Source organism: Sodaliphilus pleomorphus (assembly GCF_009676955.1).
Taxonomy (GTDB): Bacteria; Bacteroidota; Bacteroidia; order Bacteroidales; family Muribaculaceae; genus Sodaliphilus; species Sodaliphilus pleomorphus.
Genome location: NZ_CP045696.1, coordinates 969,533 through 990,372 on the forward strand (window position 1 = coordinate 969,533; position 20,840 = coordinate 990,372).

A 20,840-nucleotide genomic window follows, 5' to 3' on the forward strand; every position below is an offset into this window, starting at 1 on the left:
CACAACCGCCCGGCAGTCGCGACGATTGCCGGGCGGTTTCATTGTGTCGCACACGGCGGCTTGCACGACACAGCCAGAAACAAAGAAGTGGCAACGCCGTCACAGCATTGCCACCTCTTCATTTATTAAGGGAGTTTAGATGTGCTTTTCCCTTGAGTTGAAATCACTTCCTCACCTTGGTCGAGCGAGTCGTGCCATCGCTGTAGGTGTTGACCTCGATGTAGACTTGACCGCTCTCAACATTGGAGGCAGGAACCTCGATACCAGCCACGTTGTAGTACACCGTCTTCACGATTTGGTTGGCATTGTGCACGTCGGTCACGCCGGTGCCTTCGAGCAAGTCAACCGTCCATGGGGCGCTAAACTGGCCGCAGGTGGCAGTGAGCACCACACCTTGGGCTCCAGCCTTGTGCACGGCCTCGTTGCCGGTGATGGTGAGTGCATCGTTGCTCGAGGTCCAGGTCACTCCATCGGGGGTGCCCAGCATCATTGTGCTCGCCACGCCACCGTAGGTGTCGTTGTCGTTGGTGAGCACCACTGCGGCAGCATAGGCGCGCGCGCAGTCGTTGCTTGTGAAGCCAGGTATCACCGGGAAGCTGAACTCATCGAGAGCATCCCAGCCGGCAGCTGCATCGACGCCGCTGGTTGCAACAGCGGTAGGAGACGGCGCAAACTCGGTGAGTGCAGCAAGCTGCTTGACGCTAATAGGCGTAGCCTGGATCGTGTCTTGGGCAAAGGTGCCGAAATCGGTCACATAGTAGGTGTTCTCAACCACATTGGTCGAGTCCCAATTTGCAGGCGTAACGGTGCCCACGATGTTGCCGCTGGTGGTGTCGCCAGGTATCACGCGGCCGGCATTGTAGCAGTTGTAGAAGCTGGTGCCGAGTCTTGTAGCGTTGCCACGCGAGCTCTGGCCCACGAGGCCGCCCACCCCCTTGGTGCCGTTCACGACACCGCGGTTGTAGCAGTTGATGTAGGTAGCCATCGACTGTCCGCCCAGGCCGCCCACGTTGTAGCTGCCAGCGGCATAGCTGCCTATGTTGCCCGTGTTGAAGCAGTTCACCACGTGGGCGATATAGTTGCCATAGCCGTTGATGCCGCCAGCGCCCTGCTTAGAAGTCTGGCAGTTGCCCGAGTTCCAAGAGTTCTGGATCACAACATAGTTGCCCATGATGTTGCCAATGCCCGAGGCGCCAAAGGTGGCGGTTATCTCGCCGGTATTGTAGCAACTGTCGATGGTGCAATAGGCCGGGATGCGGCCGCCTATGCCAGCTGCATAGTTGGTGGCAATGATGCCGCCCGTGTTGTAGCAGTTGGTGACATAGCTGCGCTCGGCCTCCGACTTGGCATCCTCGCTATAGCCGAAGATATTGCCGTTGTAGATACTTGCATCGGCCGTAATCGTGCCCGTGTTGTAGCTGTTCATCACGCGGCTGCCGGGAGTGAGGCAACCCACGAGGCCGGCGGTGGCATAGGTGGTCTTCAACGTGGTGTTGATGTCGGCCACATTGTAGCAGCTGTCGATGTAGAGCGGAGCCTTGTTCTTCGACGTGTAGCCTATGAGGCCTGCAACCGACGATGCACCCGAGAGAGCACCCTCGTTGCCGGTCGAGACGAAGTAGACGGTGCTGGCCGAGTTGCTGTAGGCCTGAATACCGGCTACCTGGGCAGCCTTGCCGGCTGCAATCTCGCCCTTGTTGAGGCAAGCATAGTAGTGGCTGCCGTTGCCCACGGCCACAAAGCCTGCCACGTTGCGGGCCGAGGTCGAGGTACCGGTGTAGGCAACCTTGCCGCTGTTGACGCTATTGTTGAAATATACATCATCCTCGGCGTTGGCGGCAAAGCCTGCCACGGCGTCCTTGCTGCTCGACACTGCGGCCTTGTTCTCGCAGTTGTTGAACACGGCATTCTTGTAGGCATAGGCAGCAAAGCCGCCCGTGCTGGCAGCGGTGGTGGTCACAGCCACATTGTTCACACAGTTGTTGAGCACGCCCTTCATTTTGCCCGAGAAGCCGCCGGTGTAGGTCTTGGCCGAGGTCACCGTGCCCTCAAGAGTGAGGTCGTTGACTGTAGCCTTGGCACCGATGAGGGCGATAGCGCCCTGGTAGCTGGCTTTGGGAGTATACTTGATGCCCTTCACCGTGTGACGGGCGCCGTCGAGTGTGCCGTTGAACGAGGTGACACCGTCGTAGGCGATAGCCACAAAGGTGGTGTCGCCAAAGTCGATGTCGTTCATGATCTTCACATACTGGCCTTCAAATGGATTGGTGGTTGCAGCCATGTACTGGGCAAATGCATTCCACTCGCCAGCGCTGTGAATCTGGTAAGGATCGGCCTGGGTGCCGCTGCCTGCCAGTGGCACTGGCGACACAGCCTGCAACAGGTAAGGACGGGTGAAGCCGCCCAGCGTGGCCGTGAGCGTGTCGCCCACCAGCGACGAGGTGGCCGGCACCTTGAGTGTGGTGCCGTCGATAGCGAAGGCCTTGCCTTGAGCCAACTTCCAGGTTGTGCCCTGCACGTTGCTCAGGGTGGCGTTGTGCTGCATCTGCTTCACAGTTTCGCCGTCGGCAGCAGTCAGCACCACTTGAGCGGCCTCAACAGCTACGGCGTCGTTGACAAAGCTCTTGAGCATGGGGTACCTACCCTTGCTGAAGAGCCACAAGCTGTCGGCATAGCCGGCAAGTGCCTTGCCACTGGTGAGCGTGGCGGTGGGCACAGCCTCGGCGCCCGGCATGCCGTCGTTGGCAGCAGCCTGGAGGCCGGTAGCCTGCTTGTCGTAGTAGCAATGCTCATAGGTGCCTATGCTGGCATACCCATTACCACCTATATTGCCTGTGGTTGTCAAGTCTTGAGTGAGAATGGTGCCGTAGTTCAGGCCCTGGTAGATGTCGTTGCAGCCATCGCTCTTGATGGTACCGCTTATCGAGCCCACGAGGCCGCCCACATTGCGGGGAGCGCTCACGAGGCCGGCGTTGACCACATTGCGGAACACGCCGCCCGACGAAGAGCCCGAGATGCCGCCAGCTATGTGGATGCGCGACTCCTTGACAAAGTCGGAGAGCACCTTGGCCTCGACATTGCCCACATTCTCGCAATTCTCGATAGTTCCGCCATTGGTACCCGAGATGCCGCCCACGGTAGTGAAGCCCGTGTAGACGTTGCCGGCATTGAGCGAGTTCTTCACCACTGCGCCCTTGCAGTTGCTACCCACGATGCCGCCCACAGTGCCGCTATAGCCATATATGGTGGCATAGTTGCGGCAGTTGTCGACAGTACCCCAGTTGTAGCCCACAAAGCCGCCGGCAAAGCCCCACAGCTCGATTTGGCAGTCGGCAGCCAGGGTGAGGTTCTTGACCACGCCCATGGCGTCGGTCTGGCCTATGAAGCCCTTGTAGATGCAGCTCTTGGTGCCATTGCCCGTTTCAGGCTCGCCCTGCGGGTGGTCTTTCCACTGCACATACTCGAGTTTCATGTTGTGGATGGCATGGCCGCCGCCGTCGTAGGTGCCGGCAAAACGAGAATAGGTGTAGTTGGTGATTTGGTTGCAGATGCCCACAAAGGCGGTATCTTTCTCCAGGTCGATGTCGGCCGTCTGCAAGAAGTATACACCAGGATAGTACTGGCCCACCTTGGTAGTGAGTTCGCTCAGCTTGATGAGGTCGGCCTTGTTCTTAATCAGGAATGGAGACTCCTTCTTGCCCGTGCCCTCGAAGAAGCGCGGGGCAACCTTGAGCACAAAGAGGCGCGGAGTGATGGCCATGTCGTTGGGGTTGTAGATGACCAGGGTATCGGTGCCGAAGGTGCCGTTGAGCTTGAGGGTGGTGCCCTCGATGGTCACATTGGCGCCCTTGTCGGAGAGCTTCCCGCCCTCATACACCTTGGCCACGCTGTTGCCCAGCAGGTAGAAGGTGGCGTTGTTGGCCACATAGTTGGCATTGTCGGGGAAGTCGGCGTCGAGCTTCAGCACCGAGGCGCCTTGTTGAGCCACGGCGTTGTCGTCGATGCCCTTGAGGCGTGGATAGAAGTTCTGAGTGAACGTCCACTTGTCGGCCGGGAAGCCCTTGGGGCCGTTGGCGCTGGTGAGGTCGCTGGTGAGCACGCGGTAGTGCTGGCTCTTGAGGTCGACCATCTGCTGGTCGAAGTACACATTCTCGACCGTGGGCGACGAGCCAGCTTCGATGGTGCCCAGCGTCTCACGCACTTCGGTTTCGGGCACATACTGGTAGGTCTCGGCATTGAGACGGCCGGTAAAGTAGCAGTTCTTCACGGTCGACTGCACAGTGTCGTTGCCTTGGGCAGTCGAGTTGACATACGGCTTCAACAAACCGGTGATGCCGCCACACTGGCGCGACGAGGTCGAGCGCACGTGGCCCGTGGCATAGCTGTTGAGCACGGTGCCTTGCAGCACGCCCACGACGCCGCCCACACCCGACTTCGAGTCGAAGCCGTAGACATTGGCCACTGCAAAGCAGCCGTCGACTGTGCCTTTATACACCTGGCCCACAACGCCGCCCAGATAGAGGTTGCTGTGGGTAGAGCCGTCGACGGTGCCGGTGAAGTAGCAGTTGGTGACCTTGGCGTCGGCATTGTAAGCCGTGCCCACAATGCCACCGGCCGTGTAGGTGTCGGTGGGGCCTGCAGCTTTCACTGTGCCCTTGGCCCAGCAGTTGTCGATGTGACCGTAGGTCTCGCCGGCGATGCCGCCATTGATGCCGCCTGTGCTGGCGATGGTACCCTCAAAGGTTGAGTTCTTCACATTGTTGCCCAGGGCCACGATGCCGCCCGAGCCAATGCCCTCGCTGGTGATGGTGCCCGTCACGTGGCAGTTCTCGATGTTGCCGTGGTCTTGGTAGCCCACTACACCGGCTGTATAATAGTACATCGAGGAAACTTTTACATTTTTAAGGGTCAGGTTCTTAATCACACTGGCCGTGTCGGCACAGCCGAAGAGGCCGGCATAGCCCTTGACGCCCGTGTTCACGTTCAAGCCCGTGAGGGTGTGGCCGTTGCCGTCGAAGGTACCCGAGAAGCGCTGGGTCCAGGCGTTGCCTATCGGGGTGAAGCGATAGCCCGACATGTCGATGTCGTTCTCCACTCTGAAGTACTTGCCGTTGAACGACTTGGTGTGGAACGTGTAGGGACCGCCATAGGTCTGGTCGGGATCGTTGTTCACCTTGTCGGCCAGCAGGATGAGGTCGTCGAGGGTCTTGATTTTCCACGGGTTGGCCTCGGTGCCCTCGCCTTGCCACTCGGTGACAACGAGTTGCGGGATTGCAAAGTCGAAGTTGGCAGTGACGGTGCCGTCGAGCAACTTGCCCGTGTAGTACTTGTTGGTGCTCAGCATGATCCAGTTGCCCCAGCTGAGCTGGTTGCCGTTCACCTTGCCCACGATGGTGGAGCCAGTGGTCTTGCCCGTCGACCAGTCGGCCGGCAGGGTGTAGAAGTTGCCCATCGTGGAGCCGCCCTCAAACACGAGTTGCTGGTCGATGGAGAGCGTGGAATCGGCCTTGAGCACGACCTCGATGGTCTTGCCGTGGTTGCCGAAGTTTTTCACCGTGACCAGGTTCTTGCCCGTCTGGGCCACCACCACGTTCCAATCATAATAGGTGGTGTCGCTCGCATCGTTGATGTACTTGACGCGCATCTGGCCGTTGGCTTTCTCTATCTCGGTATCGTAGCCGGCATACAAGATGTTGCCAGCATTTTTACCGCTCTTCACAAAGATGGCCCACATGCCGTCGAGCGTGATGGTGCCGTTGTCGTCGATCGTACCCGTGATGGGCGTGTCGTAGTCGGGCTCGGCTGCGCTGGTGACTGTGGCCAGGTCCATCTCGCCGTAGGTGTTGTGGGTGTAGGCATACTGGCTCGGAATCGAAATCGTCTTCTGGGTCAGGTTGACGCCTGCTTTCACGTTCACACCGCCCAGCCAGAAGTTGGAAATCAAGATCGAGTCGTTGCCCACAGGCGAAATCTCGGTCGAGCTGCCTCCGGCGCCGTTGGTGGAGATGAGCGATCCGTAGGTCATCACGCCTTTACCCGCCAGGTCGGTCACGCTGGCAACAGCCCGCTTGCGGGTCGCCTTGCGTGCCGGGTGCCGGGTGATAGCACCAGGCTTCAACACCGCATTCTTGACCACAGTAGCCTGTTGAGCATCGCCCGATACCTGCACAGCAGCGGGGTCGAGCTCTTGCCCGCCCTTCTGCATGTCGACCGCAGCGAGATCAACGTTCTGAGCCCAAGCCATCGATGTTGCCATTGCTCCAAAAAGCAGAAGCAAGGTAGTGACTTTTCTCATAAGCATTTTTTACATGGGGGGATTGATTTTTATAGTTCAGCCTGCCGGATTGGACGGCGCGCACCCCCGTTTTTAGACACGCTACCCAGTTGCCAGCCGACTTGGTTAATGCTTTCAGTAATTTAACAATTTAATATACTCATAACTGAATTATCGCAAAAGTATCACATTTTTCTGTTAATTACAAAAAAATTTTAAGCAAAAAATAAAAAAACATTTGGAGTAACGATTCTATTCAATAGCGCACTCGCGTGTGCATCGCCCGCCACCCTACCTGGCGAGCATCTTCACCCGCTGGCAAGTGCCATCGGTGTAGCGCGTGACCTCGATGTTGACGCCTGGCACGGGCGTGGGGCTCACGAGGCCCGCAGGGGTCACATAGGTCACACTGCCCGCTGTGGCAACAGGGGCAACAGGGGCAACAGGGGCAACGGCGCTGGCCTCGGTGGCCAGCGTGTAGCGGGCGATGTAACCGCCCGGGTTCCACTGGTAGATGTAGACGCTGGCCGAGTCGCGGGGCTCGGCGTTGAGCCAGTTGAGCCGGGTGGTGCGGCCGGTGAACGCATTGTCGTGGCGAGCCACCACCGTCACTGTTGAGCCGTCGATCTCGCCAGTGGCGGTTGCACCCAGGCGGGCCACAACGAAGCCATCGTTCCAGTTGGGACTGCTCGAGAGCATCACATAGTTGGCCCCGGCAAGGGCAAAGGCGCCAAAGCCGCACGAGGTGCCGCACACTTGCTCGCCCAGCTGAAGCACATCGATGGCCTGCGCGCCCGTCACCGAGTCGCAGTCGTCGAGCATGAAGTCGACAGGGTTGCGCGTGGGGTTCACATAGGTGTAGTGGGTCGTGCCGTCGGCTGCACGCCAAGCCTCAATCACATCCTCGGCCCCGGTGTGCAGCTGTGCATCGCCCTGCAACCGAGCCACAAACCGGTGGTCGATGTTGAAGTGGCGCTCCAGCCTGCCCTCCTTGAAGTGCATCGCATAGATGCGGTCCTCGTTCATCGAGGTAATCATGAGCGTGCCGCCCTCGCTCGAGAAAATGTCGCCCGAGGCGGTACCAAAGTAGTCGGTGCGCAGCGCCGGGCAGTCGGCAGGCAGGGTGACGTCGGTCACCATCGATCCATCGGCCTTGATGAGCCTGAGCTCGGGCGTGTCGACTCGCAGGGCAAGCGGGTACTGACCCAGGCGCACAATCATGTTCATGGCCCAGTCGTGGGTGAAGTTGCTGCCCAGGCCAGTGGCATAGCACAAGCCCGTGGCACCGTTCTGGTCGTAGACTGCAATGCACTGGCTGCCGGCATTCTTGTTTTGAATGTAAAAGCGGTTGTTGTGCCCGAAGCCCTGGCGCATGTCGACCCACCCGTCGTTGTCGTAGGGGCACACGCCAGTATATTTCCAGTCCTGGGCAAGCGTCATGCCGCCAGTCGTGGAAACAACCGTCACGGCACTGGCAGCGACACAAGCCGCCAGGCCCAGGAGCACTACCGCCCATGTCAACCCTGCCTTGCTCATAGCACCGAAAGCCCCACCCTAAGTCGATTATTTCATCATCTTGGCCGTCGAGGTCGAGCCGTCGGTGTAGGTGGTGACCACCAGGTTGAAGCCCCTGTGAGGCCCGTTGCTCTCGGCACCCTGCAGGTTGTAGTAGTGCGTGCCAGCCACCGTCTTAGTGGCCGTCACGGCATCGACGGCCGTGGAGATGCCAGGCGAGAGCAGGCGCAGGGGGTAGACGGCTACATTGGTGTAGCCGTCGGGCAACACGCCGTTGTCGCCCGAGTCGAAGCCCTCGTCCTCGCGGCTGGGCGCGTAGTTGAAGTCGCCGTCAAAGCCCGGATCGATGTCGAGCGAGACCTTGCTGCCCGTGCTGAACTCCACAATCACGGCCACATCATAGGCCCAGCGCACGTTGAACACGTCGTTGGGGTCGGTCATGGTGAGCGTGGTGCCGTCCCAGGTGTTGCCCTCCCACAGGCGCATGTCGACAGCCACGCTGCCCGCCAGGTTGTGGCCGTTTTGCCAGGTGCCGCCCACGAGCTGCTTGCGTGCCGGCACATGAAACTTGCCATCGGCGCCCCACACGGCATATTGCAGCTTGGCATACTCCAAGTTCTTGGGCTTGACCAGGAACCACGTGTCTTGCTTCACAAAGTGGGCCGGGCAATAGGCGTTGCACACGGTGGCGTAATCGGTCACAGCCTCGCCCACCACGGGGTAGCCCTTGCTGTCGTATTGCGTCAAGTAGGCTTCGACGTCGATATAGAGCCCGACCGGCCCGGTGGGCGTGCTCGCCATGTTGACACGGCCGCTCACGTTGGTAATCCTGTGGCCAACAAAGGGGGTGGCATCATAGCCGCTGGGAAACACGATTTTCACCCAGTTGCTCTGGTCCATCTCGGTGACGTCCTGCGTGGCGTCGTAGGCGTCGTAGAGATGATGGCTGGCAATCTGGTCGACGGTGGGCACCGACTTGTTGAGGTAGCGGTTGTCGTCCTTGGCCCAAAGCACATTTTTAAACAATGGCGACACATACACGCCCGTGAGCGCGTCGGTCAACGTGTAGAACTCGCCGGCCGTACCCGTCTGGATAAGGCTCCTGAGCGACAGCGACGGCACATCGCCCGCACCAGCAGCGGTGCTCCACGACGTGGCAAGCAGGGCCAAGGAAAATAGTGTAGTATAAAGTTTCTTCATTTTCACTTTTTTAAAAAGCAAAACAAGGAGACAGGGCCTTGCCTGCCTCCTGTAATTTTCACACAGTTATTATTTCACAGTGTTGTTCTCGAGCGTGAGGTGGAAGAGGTCACGCTTGGTGTCGCTCTCAAAGATGTAGGGCTCGCGATCGGCCTTCGACGAGCTGCCCTCGGCGCAATTGACGAAGGCCGAGTTCTTTATGGTCACGACCACATCGCTTGCCAGTGTGCCAAACACTACACCGGGCTTCTCGGTCACATTCTTGAAGGTGCACCCGTCGACGATCACGGTGCCCACCTTGGTACCATACTGCTCGTGCACCTTGATCGCACGGTAGCCGGTAAAGGTGCAACCGTCGAAGGTGGCGTTGCCGTTGGCCACCCAGGGATTGTACTCTTCACTCGGCGTTTTGCGCTTGGCGTTGCCGTCGGCCACAAAGTTGCAGTTGATGAAGGTGGCATTGTTGCCCGTCATCATCACACCGTCGGTGATGTCGCAATCCAGAAACTTCATGTCGCCGCCCAGCTCCAGATAGGCAAACTCCCAGGCGTCGTTGCCATTTTCAGCCTCATAGCGTGTGTCGTCGTATAGGGCGATGTTCTTGAAGGTCATTGCCACGCCGTTGGGCTCAATGCCCCACACGCCGCTGCCGGTGATAGTGACCTTGTTCTTGTTTTCGCCTATCACAATCACACTCTTGGTAGCGATGGTATTGCCGGCCCGCTTGTTGCCAAACATCGAGCCATACTCAGCATGGTTCCACACGGCCTCGGTGTTGCCTTTTATCATGATCACGGCCTTCTCGGGCTGGTCGTTGTTGATTTTTTCGATCACCTGCTGGAGCGAGTTAGTGCCGTCAACATAGTAGTAGTTGTAGTCGGGGTTGTCAAATACGGGGTCGATGACCACGTTGAAGTTCACCTTGTCGGTCAACAGGTTGCCCAGTATGTTGGTGCGGTGGTTGGACTGCACGGGCACGTTGGCCACGCTCATCTTGTTCACCTCGGTATCGCCGGCATACACGGCCAGTGTGGTGGTGACGAGGCCGCTCTCGGTCGTGATTTGGGTGTCGGCCATGCGCACCTGGCCTGGCACGAGCAGGTAGTTCATAGCCAGCCACTTGTAGTTGGTGCCGCCGACGACCAGATCCTTGCTTTCGCTCGGCACAGGGGCCAGGGCATAGGTCACGGCCACGTCGCCCGAGGCCTGGCCGGTGGTGAGGTCGAGCACATTGGCTGCTTTCTCCACCGTCACCAGGGTCTTGGTCACCTCGGTGCCGGCTTTCTTGGCAGCCTCATAGTCGTCGAGGTTGTCGCCGTAGTTGAGCTGGGCAAACGGGCGGTAGATGGTCACCGTCTGGTCGCTGGCCGATGTGCCCACGGTCACATCCTTCTTCACGCCATAGAAGGCGTCGTCGTTGTCGACATTGGAGGCGGCTTGCGTGTAGTCGATGTTCACCTTCGTGCCGTCGTCGCTCAGCGTGTAGCACTTGGCCTCGGGCGACTGTGCCCAGAACGAGAAGTCATATTTCACGCCTTTCACCAGTTTGAAGGTCACGGTGGCCTTCAGGCCGCTGAAGGTGGCCGTTTGTTGCTGCACCCTTTTCCCATCTTTGTAGGCAAAGGCAGTGAGGTTGACGGCCTTGGTGCCGTCGGAGATGGCACGCGAGTCGTTGCCATTCTGCAGGTTAACGGTGAAGGTCACGGTGTCGTCGCCTTGCGCTGCGGGCTCATCGCTCGAGCAGGCGGCTGTGCTGAGCAGCAATGCTGCCAGAGCACTGAAAAACAAAAACTTTTTCATGGGGAAAAATTGATGATTTTATATGTATAGAATTTAAAACAAATCTTGCCCGTCCCCGCAGTCATGGGCATGGAGCGGGCAAGACTTAATAGCGATGGCCTGTCGCGATTATTCAATCTCGGTCTTTTTCATCGTGTTGCCGCTCTCGGTGGTGCGGGTGAGTGTGATGTTGGCATTGAGAATGCCACCTTGCTCGCGGTCGCCAACGATAGCATCGATGCTGGTAGCGCCACGCCTTGTGGCCCAAATGCCATCGATAGTGGTACCGGTCACCGTGCAGTCGGTGAGGATCACCTTGCCCACGGGGCGACCTATCATGCCGGCAACGTAGCCCGACTCATTAGCCAGTGCAACATTGCTCACGTGGCACTTGCTCACGTGGCAATTGGTGGCGTCGACAGTGCCGTTTGTCCCCACAAAACCTACCAGGACTGCATCGGCGCGTACGCCCTTAATGGTGCAATTGGTGGCTTTCACATTTTTCAAGGTCACTGTTTTTCCACTCTGCACATCACCTATGACGACACCAACATAGCCACCATCGGCAGACTCGTTGGTTATGTTGATGTTGCTGAAATTGATGTCGTGCACATTGATGTTGCATGCAAGGAAGTCACCACTGAAAAGGCCTGAAGTGTAGCCCTTTCCCGCAGGAAGCGGAACAATAGTGGCATTCATAAACTTGTGCCCGTTGCCGTTAAGCTCCAGCGTAGAGGCGCTGCCTGGATAGAAAGGAGTAAAATTGTGGCCAGCAAAGTCAATGTCACTGGTGAGAGCAATGTTATTCTTATTGTTGCCATTTTTGACAATCCAGACCCACTCGGCTGCTTTACTCACTTGATAAACGCCGTCGAGCAGCTTGGGCTCGGTGAGAGTGGTGCCGTCCCAGGCAGGAACGTTGTAGTCGGGGTTGTCAAATACGGGGTCGATGACCACGTTGAAGTTCACCTTGTCGGTCAACAGGTTGCCCAGTATGTTGGTGCGGTGGTTGGACTGCACGGGCACGTTGGCCACGCTCATCTTGTTCACCTCGGTATCGCCGGCATACACGGCCAGTGTGGTGGTGACGAGGCCGCTCTCGGTCGTGATTTTGGTGTCGGCCATGCGCACCTGGCCTGGCACGAGCAGGTAGTTCATAGCCAGCCACTTGTAGTTGGTGCCGCCGACGGTCAACTCCTTGCTTTCGCTCGGCACAGGGGCCAGGGCATAGGTCACGGCCACGTCGCCCGAGGCCTGGCCGGTGGTGAGGTCGAGCACATTGGCTGCATTCTCCACCGTCACCAGGGTCTGGGTCACCTCGCTGCCGGCGGCCTTGGCAGCCGCATAGTCGTCGAGGTTGTCGCCGTAGTTGAGCTGGGCAAACGGGCGGTAGATGGTCACCGTCTCGTCGCTGGCCGACTTGCCCACAGTCACATCCTTCTTCACGCCATAGAAGGCGTCGTCGTTGTCGACATTGGAGGCGGCTTTCGTGTAGTCGATGTTCACCTTCGTGCCGTCTTCGCTCAGCGTGTAGCACTTGGCATCGGGCGACTGTGCCCAGAACGAGAAGTCATATTTCAAGCCTTTCACCAGTTTGAAGGTCACGGTGGCCTTCAGGCCGCTGAAGGTGGCCGTTTGTTGCTGCACCTTTTTCCCATCTTTGTAGGCAAAGGCAGTGAGGTTGACGGCCTTGGTGCCGTCGGAGATGGCTCGCGAGTCGTTGCCGTTCTGCAGGTTAACGGTGAAGGTCACGGTGTCGTCGCCTTGAGCTGCGGGCTCATCGCTCGAGCAGGCGGCTGTGCTGAGCAGCAATGCTGCCAGAGCACTGAAAAACAAAAACTTTTTCATGTTGCGTTTTTTTTTTATTAATACTATTTTTAATCACCTGATATTTGATGATGTTTCGTTTACTTGGGGAGCGCCGGCTTGCAACTTACTGGCAAGCTGGCTGAGCACAATCACCGTGCGGCGGTTGCGCTTGTAGGGCACGCTGGGCACTGCAATCGTAGTGATGGCCTTGGCAGTGCCGCTGGTCATCGCCAGGGCCACTTGGCTCAGCATGGAGGTAGACGGCGCGGGAGGCGCCAGCACATAGCCCATCGAGAGCCACACATACTGGCTGCCGTCGAGCACCAACATGGGCGTGTGCCTATAAGAGCCGTCGGGCTGCAAGGTTGATACCGTGGGCACGGGAGCGCTGGCGAGGCTTACGGGCTGGGAGGTGGGGGCCGAGACCTCGCCCGTCAAGAGATTGAGCCGGGTGTAGAGCCCGGCCGGGAGGGTGAAGCCCGTAGCTGTGACAGGCGATGTCGAGCGCACTACACGCTCCCACTCATCGGGAGCCACGACAAAATCGACTTGGGCCAGCGGGCGCACGAGGGTGACGGCCTGCATGGCAGTCGAGGCGCCCACCGTGTAGCTATCGATGTGCTGGAAGAAGGCATCGCGCGAGTCGTCGTTGGCCGTGCCGCTGTAGTCGACCGCAACGGCGGTGTAGTCGTTGCTCAAGGTGTAGCACGTGGCACTGGGCGACTGGGCCCAGAAGGCAAAACGATAGGTCACGCCCTCGACCAGGTTGAAGGTGACACTGCCTTGCAGGTCGGTCATGAGGCCCGAGCGCACTTGCACTGCCTTGCCGCTGGCGTCGTAGGCCACGGCCTCGAGCCGTGTGGCCTGGGAGCCGTCGCTCAAGGCGCGGCTATCGATGCCGTCGAGACGCACTTTGAAGGTAACCTGCTTGCTGCCGGCTGCCGGCTGCACATCGTCGCCGCCCGCGCACGCCGTGACAAGCAAGGCGAGTGCCAGAATGGCCGATGCAATCATGTGGTCGGATAGGCGCGACATAGTCATTTCCTCTCTATATGGGTTAAACGATGATGCCCGGCTGCTGCTTTCCAGGCCGGAGCGGCGCCGACGTTGTTGTCGGTGGTGTCGAAGTCCTGGTCGATAACCACGTTGACGTGCACCTCGGCAAGCGTGCCGGTGAGTATGATATTGGTGCGGTGGTTGCCCTGCACCTTCTTGTTCGACACCTCGTAGGGACCCAGCACGGTGCCGTCGAGGCACTTGATGGTGAGCCGGGCATCGATGAGAGAGGGCTGTGCCGTCGAGGTGAGGAAGTAGTCGAAGGCCAGCCACCTGAAGTTTTTATAGTCCTCGCTCGCCGCGTCGTAGATGTGGGTGAGCTGCTCGGCAGGTTGCAGGGCATAGTCAAAGGTGGGTTGCGAGTAGTTGTCGAGTTGCACCGGGGCGCCCTCGAGCAGGCCGAAGCGGTTGTAGGCCTTGCTCACGCTCACCTTGACCAGAGCCCCGTCGATGTCGACGCCAGCCTCTTTCATTTGCCGCACCAGCGCTGGGTCGATGGCCCAGTTGAGCTGGCACAGTGCACGGCGCAGCACAATCTTGCGGGTGACGGTGGTGCCGTCGGCGGCAACGGTCACATTCTTCTCAAGGCTATAGAAGGCATCGCGCAGGTCGTCGTTGCCGGCCACGGGCTTGCGCTCGCTGCCATAGTCGAGCGAGACGGTGCTGGCGCTGCTGGGGTCGTAGACGGTGACACCCTTGGCCTGGGCCCAGAATGCAAAGCTATAGGTGTGGCCGGCGGTGAGGGCCACGGTGACCGAGGCCTCGCCCGTAGGGTCGAAGGCGACGTTGTGCCGGTTGAGGGCGGCAATGTTGTTGTTATTCTCGTCGTAGACATAGAAGAAGAGCTCGTTGGCCTTGGTGCCGTCGGCAATGGCACGCGCGTCGATGCGGCTGGGCAGCTGGGCCTTGAAGGTCACCTCCACCGTCTTCTCGGGTGCAGGCTCGGGCTCGGCATTGCTGCTGCACGATGCAAGCCCCCTGGCCATGAGCATGATGGCCAGTGCTGCCGATATGTTGAAAAGTTTTTTCATTATAGTTATGTTAATGCTATCGTTTCAATTTCATTAGGCGGCCAGCAGGTGTCAATAATACACATCGATGTCGCCGTCAAAGCCAGGGTCGATGCCTATGCCACCCGTGTTGGCCGTGTGGGTGAGGAAACTGCCCCTCACCACAGTGAGGCCGCCGCGCTTGAGCGGCACCTCGAGGGCTGTGGTGCGGCCCGTGAGCTTGCCCTCCTCGTTGTAGAGCCCCACAAGCACGTTGACACTACCCTCGTCGCCGTTCACCATCACATAATCGTAGCCCAGCGTGGCGCTGCCTGTGCCCTGGGTGCTCATCTCGCTCAAGGTCGACACAAATTGCTTGCCGGTGACCGAGTTGAAAGGCAGGTTGCGAAACAAGTTGAAGTTGCTGGGCAAGAAGCCGTTGTAGAGAAACACCACGCGATAGCCGCTCTTGTCCTTGTCGACAAACTTGTTGTAGTCGGTGGCTACATACTTGAACTTGCCCACAGGCGGAGTGAGATTGACGGTTGAGGCGATGACACGGGTGCTGTCGGTCGCAGGCACGTGAAACTCGATGCTGCCCGTGCCACAATAGCACAGCTTGGTGTCGTCGCTGCCTGTGCTCAGGGCCAGGGGGGTGAGCTCGACGTCGGAGAAATCGCTGCAGTCGTAGTACCTGTCGGCCGTCGAGCCGCGCCGGGTGTAGTCGGCCCATGCCAGCAGCTTGTAGCGTCCGCTGGGCAGCTTGAAGCGGCAACGGGTGTCGAGCGAGGCCGCGACCGGGCCTGTGGCCACCATCTGGGCGGCTGGCACAGTGGCACAGTCGCCGTTGCCGTCGACGGCGTAGGCCCGCACGATGTAGCGCACCCCCATCGTATCGCTCTCGATGGCACGCGCGTCGTAGTCGATCTCTCGGTAGGGCGTGAGCTCGGTACTGGGGAAGTGAAGGGTGACCTCGACTGTGGCAGGGCCATAGTCGACTTGTGGCTCGTCGCCACCGCCACTCTTGCACGACGACAGCAACACGGCCAAGAACACACTTGCAATAGCTACAACGGCAATATTTCTATTCAATTCACACAAATTACAAAAACATGTTTCAAGGCAGGCCTTTCCTAATGGGTATAGTATTAATAGCGCTTTGATAGCTAATCTCGGTAGTACCAGAAGGTTAACAAGAGCTAAAACAGCAATTTAGGCCTACTTTTTCCATTTGCAAATATATGTAAATATCCCTTAACAGCAAAATTACAAGTTAATTTTTTATTATAATCTCAAAAAAAAAAGCTTCATTTATTAGTCGATAGCTGGCTTAAATCTCATTTGTGACAGGCACTCGACAAGGGTAAACATTATTTTTATGCTACTGTGTGTTTTTGGCCCTGCCCAAATTAGGCCGCAGGGTCTACCCTATATATTAATAGGTGTCGCGGTACCATTGCAGGGTCTTGTAGTAGGTTTCGTTCACCCCAGGCGAGGTGCCCGGTATGTACACCGACAGGCCCGAGTAGCGCACGGGGTCGATGGTGAGCGTGTCGAAGATGCGCAGTGTGGCCGCCTTGTAGCGCACAGCGGCGGCATAGGCTTGGCCAAGGGCGGCTTGAAGCGACGGCGGGGCAATAGCCTGCTCATATTGCAAGAAGTCGAACAAAAAGCGGTAGCCACCCATGTTGTAGCACTGCAGGCCCCGCGTGCTCTCAAGCGGCACAGCGCTGGCGTGCACTTGCCGGCACACTGCGGCCAGCCGGTCGAGCTGGCTGCAGTCGACGAGCGACAGGGCCATCGTCTGCTCGCTGCCGCTGCGTGCGGCGTAGTGGCTGTAGACGGCCTGGCAGGCATCGACGAGGCGGGTCGAGTCCTGGCACAAATAGGGCAAGGCCACGTCATAGGGCATGCCCGTGCCCGGTATTTCGGTGGGACTGCCCACAAAGTAGCGCGTGGCGTGCCGCAACTCATAGGCCACCTCGATGCTGCCAAAGTAGCACACGTCGGCATATATCCACTCAAACTGCCCCGCCGGCAGCGCGCTGGCCAGCACATCGAGGGGCATGGTGTGGCCGTTGTCGATGGCAAACTCGCGGCGCCGCACGGCGCCCTTGGTGGTGAGACTCTTGGCCCACCCCGAGGCGTGCGACCACAGCACAAGCCCGTAGCTGTGTGCCGGAGCCAGGGCTGCAACATCGGCCACAACCTGGCTCATGCGCTCACGAGTCACCGAGCTGCCAGGGGCGGCATCGTAGGCCTTGAGCCCGCGGTGCTGCGCAACGGCGCCCTTGCCCCGTACAATCTCGAAGAGCTCGGGCTGTGGCTCGTCGACGCTCACGCGGTACACCAGCAGGCGGCAACCGCCCAGCGCGCCGGCAGCCACAGCCTTGTCCATCTCGGCCAGGTCCTCGTCGTCGTGGTCGAGAGAGCCCATGCTGTTGGTGGCCACCATGTAGACCAGTATCGTGCGCCGGGCCAGGGCCGGCTGGCTCGGCTCGTGGCTGTCGCTGCTGCAGCCGGCAAGCGGGGCCAGCAGCACCAGGGCAACTGCAAACGTTAAGAGAATGTTACGCTGTATCATGGCTGCAACTGTTTTTTCCTTTTTATCTTTGTCACAAAGTTATAAAACATGTCTTAGATGACAAAAAAAACAGCAAAACACAGTTATAATTGCAAGAAAGAATTAAAAAAGTTTTGCATTTGTCTACATCATTTATTAATTTTGCTTTGTTCGAAATTTATTCCCAATTATTTCGAAACACTGCACGACGAATTAACCAACTTACTAAACAATATAAATTTTTATAACAACTTAAGCATTATGAGATTAAAACAAGCCCTAAGAACCGTTTGGTTGCTTGCCCTGCTTGTGATAGCGACAGCAATGTCGGCACAGACGCGGGTCACGGGTACCGTGTATGAGCCCGACGGCAAGACGCCCATGATAGGCGCCACCGTCATGGAGAAAGGTACCAAAAACGGAACAAGCACCGATGTCGACGGTCACTTCTCTCTCAAAGTGACTGGAAAGAGTCCAGTATTAGTCATTAACTCGGTGGGATACAAACGCCAGGAGGTGAAACCCACGGGCGGCACAGTAACCGTGAGGCTCGAGGAATCGAGCACCATGCTCAACGACGTGGTGGTGACCGCACTGGGCATCACCCGCGAGCAGAAATCGCTGGGCTATGCCGTGTCGAAGGTCGACAACAGCGAGCTCACCAAGACGCAGAGCGGCAACTGGCTGAACTCGCTCAACGGCAAGGTCGCCGGTCTGAGCATGACAGGCGCCAGCAGCGGCCCCACCAGTACCATGCGCGTGGTGCTGCGTGGCGACCAGTCGCTCAACTACGGTGCCAACGAGGCCCTCTTTGTGGTCGACGGCGTGCCCATCACATCGGAGGGCACCTCGTCGGGCAGCGGGTCGAGCTACAGCAACAACGACGCCCCAGTCGACTTTGGCAACGCCGCAAGCGATATCAATCCCGAGGACATCGAGAGCGTGAGCGTGCTCAAGGGCCCGGCAGCAACGGCCCTCTACGGCAGCCGCGCCGCCAACGGCGCCATCATCATCACCACCAAGAGCGGGCGCTCCAAGAAAGGGGTGGGTGTGACCATCAACAGCTCGGTCGTGTTTGAAAAGGCTGGCTACTTCCCCGACTTCCAGTCAACCTACGGCCCTGGCAGCGACCTGGGCTACACCCCCTTCAGCATGTGGAGCGTCGATGCCGACCATGCCAGCGACGGCATTGCCCAGTCGCGCCACTACAGCCGCTACGGCTTCGGCGAGAAATATGACGCCAACCAGATGCGCTACCTCTACCAGAGCTACGACTGGGACACCGGCATGTACACCAAAATGCCCTGGGTGTACCAGAAAGACTGGTACACCGGCATCTTTGAGACCGGCACCACGTGGAACAACACCGTCACCGTCGACGGCAGCAACGGCAAGGGCAGCAACGCCCGCCTGAGCATCACCGACACCCACAACGACTGGATACTGCCCAACACCGGCTACCAGAAGCAGACGGTGAACTTCTCGGGCACCACGCAGCTCAACAAGTGGATAAAGCTCAATGCCAAGGCAACCTACACCCGCAAGCAGAGCGACAACATGCCTGTGATGGGATATGGCGCCTACAACCCCCTCTACCTGCTGGCATGGGGCTTCTCGTGCAACCCCATGCAGGTGTACCGCGACGAGTACTTCAAGGGCCGCTACACGCCTGCCAACGTGGAGGCCGGCATGATCGTGAACCCTGCCAGCTACTACAACCCCTACCGCTCGCTCTATGAGGAGCTCAACGCCAACGAGAAAAACCGCATATACGGCAACGTCTCGGTCAACATCAACCTCCCGGTCAAGGGTCTCACGCTCGACCTGCGCACCGGTCTCGACATGGACGACGAGTTCCGCCAGTTGCAGCGCCCCTACTACTCGCCAGGCCACAACAAAGGCTACTACCGCGAGCAGACGATACGCGACTACGAGTACAACCACGACTTCTTGCTGCGCTATGTGAACAACAGCTGGGTCAACAAGCGGCTGGGCTTCAACGTGGCCTTTGGCGGCAACGCCATGACCCGCAAGTGGTATCGCAGCTACATCACCCTCGACGAGCTGGGCGAGGAGGGTGTGTACAATGCCAACAACACCCCCATAGGCATCAACCCCACTCCCTACAACTACCACGCCAAGAAAATCGTGAACAGCTTCTACGGCTTCGCCTCGCTGAGCTGGGACGACACCTACTATCTCGACATCACCGGCCGCAACGACTGGTCGAGCGCACTGGGCCGCGGCAACTGGTCCTACTTCTACCCCAGCGTGAGCGCCAGCATCCTGCTCGACAAGGCCCTCAAGCTCAAGAACAAGGCCTGGTGGGTCGACATGCTCAAGATGCGCCTCTCGTGGGCCAACGTGGGTAACGACACCAGCCCCTACACCCTGACCGACACCTACAGCCGCAGCGCCACCTATCCCGGCGGCTACAGCCTGCCCGGCTCGATGGCCAACCCCCTGATCAAGCCCGAGAACGTCGAGAGCTGGGAGCTTGGACTTGAAACCATGTTGTTCAAGAACCGCCTGGGTCTCGACCTGGCCTTCTACAGCTCCAGCACCACCGACCAAATCATCTCGGCAGCCACCGACCCCATCATAGGCGCCTCGTCGCGACTGGTGAACGCCGGCAAGATCAGGAACCGCGGCATCGAGATATCGACCCACATCGTGCCCGTGCGCGCCCGCAACGTGGAGTGGAGCATGGACATCAACTGGAGCCGCAACTGGAACAAGCTCGTTGAGTACAGCGACGGCTGGGACCCTGCCACCCCGTTGCAGCTGGCTGCCAACGGCACCACGATAGGCAACCGCGTCTACATCTACTCCTTTGTGGGCCATGAGATGAACGTGATATATGGCAAGGGCTACCAGCGCGCTCCCGAGGGAGCCACCTACACCGACGCCGAGGGCAACACCCACGACTGCTCGGGCGCCATCCTGGTCAATCCCAAAAACGGCTACCCGCTGCTCGACACCAAGGCCGACCGCCGCATAGGCCGCGTGAACCCCATGTGGCGCGGTGGCATGACGCAGACGGTGAAATTCTTCGACTTCACCTTCAGCGCCACCTTCAGCGCCCAGTATGGCGGACACGCCTTCTCGGTCACCAACTTCGCCCTGGGCTACCAAGGCAAGCTCAAGAGCACCCTGCCCGGTCGCCAAGACGGCCTTGTGGTCGACGGCGTGAACGCCATCGCCGGTGCCGACGGCAAGGTGACCTACACCAAGAATACCACCGTGACCGAGAACATCTCGACCTACTACAACTCCTACAAGTATGTGCGCGACAACACCGAGGAAAACACCTTCTCGACCAACTTCTTCAAGTGCAAGGAAGTGCGTCTCGACTACGCCCTGCCCAAGAAGATATGCGCCAAGACCCGCGTGCTGCAAGGCGCCAGCCTGGGCTTCTACATGACCAACCTGTTCTGCATCACCCACTGGCCGCAATACGACCCCGAGGTGGGCTCGCTCAACGGCGCCTATGTGACCTCGGGCATCGAGGCCATGTCGTTCCCCATGACGCGCAGCTACGGTGTGAATGTGAAACTCAGTTTCTAATCTTTCACGCCAATGCAAGCTCATAGCTATTTTCAACAATAGAAACCAAACACAACATATTAAGTATTCAAAGATGAAAACGAAATTA

General features: G+C 58.6%; 10 protein-coding genes. 1 reads left to right on the plus strand and 9 read right to left on the minus strand.

Annotated features, from left to right (window positions below; genetic code table 11):
• Positions 1-163 precede the first annotated feature (163 nt).
• The 9 genes from GF423_RS04010 to GF423_RS04050 all read right to left on the minus strand — a co-directional run bounded on the left by GF423_RS04010 (position 164) and on the right by GF423_RS04050 (position 17,206).
• Positions 164-6,295 (minus strand): GLUG motif-containing protein, encoded by a 6,132-nt coding sequence (locus GF423_RS04010; protein WP_206113362.1) that lies wholly within the window; start codon positions 6,293-6,295, stop codon positions 164-166.
• A 270-nt stretch (positions 6,296-6,565) separates the two neighbouring features.
• A complete protein-coding gene (locus GF423_RS04015; RefSeq protein ID WP_154327172.1) occupies positions 6,566-7,810 on the minus strand; it encodes a hypothetical protein in 1,245 nt (414 codons plus the stop codon).
• A 27-nt stretch (positions 7,811-7,837) separates the two neighbouring features.
• Positions 7,838-8,989, minus strand: coding sequence for a hypothetical protein (locus tag GF423_RS04020; protein ID WP_154327173.1), 1,152 nt, complete (start codon positions 8,987-8,989; stop codon positions 7,838-7,840).
• A 69-nt stretch (positions 8,990-9,058) separates the two neighbouring features.
• On the minus strand, positions 9,059-10,789 hold the full coding sequence (locus GF423_RS04025; RefSeq protein WP_154327174.1) for a DUF6562 domain-containing protein: 1,731 nt from the start codon (positions 10,787-10,789) through the stop codon (positions 9,059-9,061).
• A gap of 108 nt (positions 10,790-10,897) precedes the next feature.
• Complete coding sequence (locus GF423_RS04030; RefSeq protein WP_154327175.1) at positions 10,898-12,616, minus strand: DUF6562 domain-containing protein; 1,719 nt, start codon at positions 12,614-12,616, stop codon at positions 10,898-10,900.
• Between the two features lie 33 nt (positions 12,617-12,649).
• Positions 12,650-13,612, minus strand: a complete 963-nt coding sequence (locus GF423_RS04035; protein ID WP_154327176.1) for a DUF6562 domain-containing protein — start codon at positions 13,610-13,612, stop codon at positions 12,650-12,652.
• 2 nt (positions 13,613-13,614) lie between these two features.
• Complete coding sequence (locus tag GF423_RS04040; RefSeq protein WP_154327177.1) at positions 13,615-14,664, minus strand: DUF6562 domain-containing protein; 1,050 nt, start codon at positions 14,662-14,664, stop codon at positions 13,615-13,617.
• A gap of 51 nt (positions 14,665-14,715) precedes the next feature.
• Positions 14,716-15,714 carry a DUF6562 domain-containing protein gene (locus tag GF423_RS04045; RefSeq protein WP_154327178.1) on the minus strand — a complete coding sequence of 333 codons (999 nt, stop codon included), beginning with the start codon at positions 15,712-15,714 and terminating at the stop codon, positions 14,716-14,718.
• 343 nt (positions 15,715-16,057) lie between these two features.
• Positions 16,058-17,206: a clostripain-related cysteine peptidase gene (locus GF423_RS04050; RefSeq protein ID WP_154327179.1), complete on the minus strand. Its 1,149-nt coding sequence runs from the start codon at positions 17,204-17,206 to the stop codon at positions 16,058-16,060.
• A gap of 240 nt (positions 17,207-17,446) precedes the next feature.
• Here GF423_RS04050 and GF423_RS04055 point away from each other — a divergent pair, with 240 nt between their 5' ends.
• Positions 17,447-20,752, plus strand: a complete 3,306-nt coding sequence (locus tag GF423_RS04055) for a SusC/RagA family TonB-linked outer membrane protein (RefSeq protein ID WP_154327180.1) — start codon at positions 17,447-17,449, stop codon at positions 20,750-20,752.
• The last annotated feature ends 88 nt before the right edge of the window (positions 20,753-20,840 follow it).

Coding starts and splice junctions, on each gene's coding strand:
- GF423_RS04040 (WP_154327177.1), bottom strand. CDS start 14,664: ATGAAAAAACTTTTCAACATATCGGCAGCACTGGCCATCATGCTCATG.
- GF423_RS04030 (WP_154327175.1), bottom strand. CDS start 12,616: ATGAAAAAGTTTTTGTTTTTCAGTGCTCTGGCAGCATTGCTGCTCAGC.
- GF423_RS04010 (WP_206113362.1), bottom strand. CDS start 6,295: ATGAGAAAAGTCACTACCTTGCTTCTGCTTTTTGGAGCAATGGCAACA.
- GF423_RS04020 (WP_154327173.1), bottom strand. CDS start 8,989: ATGAAGAAACTTTATACTACACTATTTTCCTTGGCCCTGCTTGCCACG.
- GF423_RS04025 (WP_154327174.1), bottom strand. CDS start 10,789: ATGAAAAAGTTTTTGTTTTTCAGTGCTCTGGCAGCATTGCTGCTCAGC.
- GF423_RS04015 (WP_154327172.1), bottom strand. CDS start 7,810: ATGAGCAAGGCAGGGTTGACATGGGCGGTAGTGCTCCTGGGCCTGGCG.
- GF423_RS04055 (WP_154327180.1), top strand. CDS start 17,447: ATGAGATTAAAACAAGCCCTAAGAACCGTTTGGTTGCTTGCCCTGCTT.
- GF423_RS04050 (WP_154327179.1), bottom strand. CDS start 17,206: ATGATACAGCGTAACATTCTCTTAACGTTTGCAGTTGCCCTGGTGCTG.
- GF423_RS04035 (WP_154327176.1), bottom strand. CDS start 13,612: ATGTCGCGCCTATCCGACCACATGATTGCATCGGCCATTCTGGCACTC.